This is a genomic window from Streptomyces sp. 13-12-16, assembly GCF_002114215.1.
In the GTDB taxonomy this organism is placed as follows: Bacteria; Actinomycetota; Actinomycetes; order Streptomycetales; family Streptomycetaceae; genus Streptomyces.
In genome coordinates this window covers 1-2492 of sequence record NZ_NCTE01000790.1, presented here as the reverse complement: position 1 = coordinate 2492, position 2492 = coordinate 1, and the positions used below count along the sequence as shown (strand labels likewise).

At 73.8% G+C, this 2492-nt stretch carries 3 protein-coding genes; 1 reads left to right on the top strand and 2 read right to left on the bottom strand.

Going from position 1 to position 2492, the window contains the following annotated elements; genetic code table 11:
• Positions 1–194 precede the first annotated feature (194 nt).
• Positions 195–404 carry a hypothetical protein gene (locus B7767_RS29010; protein ID WP_085574752.1) on the top strand — a complete coding sequence of 70 codons (210 nt, stop codon included), beginning with the start codon at positions 195–197 and terminating at the stop codon, positions 402–404.
• Positions 405–435: 31 nt separating this feature from the next.
• Here the strand turns inward: B7767_RS29010 and B7767_RS29005 are convergent, their stop codons facing one another.
• Both B7767_RS29005 and B7767_RS29000 read right to left on the bottom strand, forming a co-directional pair.
• The gene (locus tag B7767_RS29005) at positions 436–1803 is read right to left on the bottom strand and encodes an AarF/ABC1/UbiB kinase family protein (RefSeq protein WP_085574751.1); all 1368 of its coding nucleotides are present in this window, start codon (positions 1801–1803) and stop codon (positions 436–438) included.
• The coding region (locus B7767_RS29000; RefSeq protein WP_143652683.1) for a TOMM precursor leader peptide-binding protein at positions 1796–2492 on the bottom strand (697 nt) is incomplete at its 5' end. The genes B7767_RS29000 and B7767_RS29005, both read right to left, overlap by 8 nt.

Here is a 2492-nt window from a genome sequence, read left to right as displayed (position 1 = left end):
GGGCCGAGCGCGCCTCCCGGCGCGCCCGCCGCGCGCTCGCCATGGCGGTCATGCAGTAACCGATCCCACCTGAAGCGGTGGCCTCCCCAGCCGGAGGCACAGCTCTCCCCGCGGGGGCCGGTCCGTGCGAACGGACCGGCCCCCGCGGTGCGTTGCGCGGGGCGGGCCGTCGGGAACGGAGTTATCGTCGCCGGGTGACGAGTCATTCCGGTGGTGGCGACGACGACGGCTCCGCGGCGGAGCCGGAGCCGCTGGTGTGTGCCCGCTGCGGCACCCGCGCCGAGGGGCCGCGGCCGACCTGGACCTTCTCCGTGGAGGGCGGCGCCCGCCGTCACTACTGCGAGGCGTGCTCCCGCGACAACCTGCGGGCGATCGAGGGCCGCCTGGACTCGCAGTGGTGGTAGCGGCCGGCACGTGAAGCGCCCGCCGCGCCCGTCACGCCTGGGCGGCCGGTTCCTCCTCCGCCGGTTCCTCCGGGACGAAACCCGGCAGCCACTCCTCCAGCTCCTCCCGCAGCCGCACCGTAGCGCCCAGCTGACAGAGCACGCCGATCGTGCTCAGGGTCACCCGGTGGATCAGCAGGTAGGCCGGGGGAAGGTTGAGCTGCTTGGCCAGCTGGGAGGCGGGGGAGCGGGGGTCGGCTATCCGGGCCGCCTGGCTCCGCATCCAGCCGCGGGTGAAGGTGAACTCGTCGGCCGCGGCCGGTTCGATGATCGGCAGGAGGTAGTCGAGGACGGTGTCGGGGTCCAGCTCGATCGACTCCTTGACGAAGCCCTCGGCGCAGAGCATCCCGTAGACGGCCTCCGCCTCTTTGTCCAGCGTCATCCGCAGGGCCTCGCCGATGGGTTCGGGCAGCCCGCCCGGGAGCCGGTCGACGGTGCCGAAGTCCAGCACGCCCAGACGCCAGTCGTCCTCGCCCCGCGGTCCGCCGGGCAGCAGACGGAAGTTTCCGGGGTGCGGGTCGGCGTGCAGCAGACCGGTGCGGGCGGGACCGGAGAACAGGAAGCGGGCCAGGAGCTGGCCGGCCCGGTCGCGCTGTGCCTCCGTGCCGTCCGAGATGATCTCCGACAGCGGTATGCCGTCCATCCACTCGGTGATCAGCACCTGCTCGCACTGGTGGACCACATCCGGCACGACGACGTCGGGGTCGTCCGTGAACTCCTCGGCGTGGGTCCGCTGGGCCTGGGCCTCCAGGCCGTAGTCCAGTTCTTCGGAGACCCGGTCCTTGAGCTCCGTGATCAGTGGCTTGACGTCCATGCCGGGGATGAGCGGGCCCAGCAGACGGGCGAAGCGGCTCAGCTGGTTCAGGTCGGACAGCAGGGCCTCGCCGGCGCCCGGGTACTGCACCTTGACCGCCACCTCGCGGCCGTCGTGCCACACCGCCCGGTGCACCTGGCCGATCGAGGCCGCGGCGGACGGCTTGTCCTCGAACTCCCGGAACAGCTCCTGCCAGTCTTCGCCCAGCCGCTCCGCCAGCACCGCGTGGACGGTACGGGTGGGCATCGGCGGGGCTGCCTCCTGCAGCTTGGTCAGCGCCGCCCGGTAGGGACCGGCGACCTCCTCCGGCAGCGCCGACTCGAAGACCGACAGGGCCTGGCCGAACTTCATCGCGCCGCCCTTGAGCTCGCCGAGCACCTTGAAGAGCTGCTCGGCGGTGCGCTGCTGGAGCTCGCGGCCGACAAACTCCGCGGACTCGCCCACGATCCGCTTGCCGAGTCCCCAGGTAGCCCGCCCGGCGAAGCCGAGCGGGAGCGCGGCCAGTTTGGCGGTCCGGGTGACCGCCTTCCGGGGAAGATCAGACATGCGCCCTCCAAGTCCCTGCCGGCCGCTTCGCGTCCGCCTCGCGGCGCCACTCCTCCGACGGCCCGTGCACGGTCATTGTCTCGTGCGACCCCCCGCCCCCGGGGGTGTGTTCTCCCTTACCTTTTTCCTGACCTTCGCGTACGGCTCCGCACGGGCAGGCCGGGTGCGGCCGGACCGGACGCGCATGCCAGTGCAGAGCGGGAAGGGAGACCTCCCAGCGTGCGCCGGCGCTGGACGGAACCCGGCCGTCCAGGAAGGCGAGCGCGTGGGCGGCCGCCAGCCCGGCCACCGTCGTGGCCAGCGTCAGGTCGCAGGCGCCCACCCGGCGCTGCCGCCCGGAGCGCCACTGGGCGGCCAGGCGAGGCCAGGCCGGGTCCCGGTCGGTGCGGTCCTGCTGGAGACAGCCCGCACAGCTCGTCTCGCCGGGCAGGACCAGCGGGCCGACCACACCGGTCCCCTCCACGACACCGGCGTAGAGATGGGGCGTGCCCGAGGACACGAGGGTTTCGGCGGCCGCCGGATCGGGCGCGTGCACGGCGACGTCGTCCCGAGGGGCGAGGACGACCAGACCGAAACCGGGGCCGCCCCCTTCGAGGGGGGACCGGGCGGTCCGGCGCGGCGGGCGGTCCGGGGCGGCCCGGCGTACCGCGCGGCGGGCCGCCTCGTCCCTGCGGTCGCCGACGGCCTCG

Coding starts and splice junctions, on each gene's coding strand:
- B7767_RS29005 (WP_085574751.1), bottom strand. CDS start 1,803: ATGTCTGATCTTCCCCGGAAGGCGGTCACCCGGACCGCCAAACTGGCC.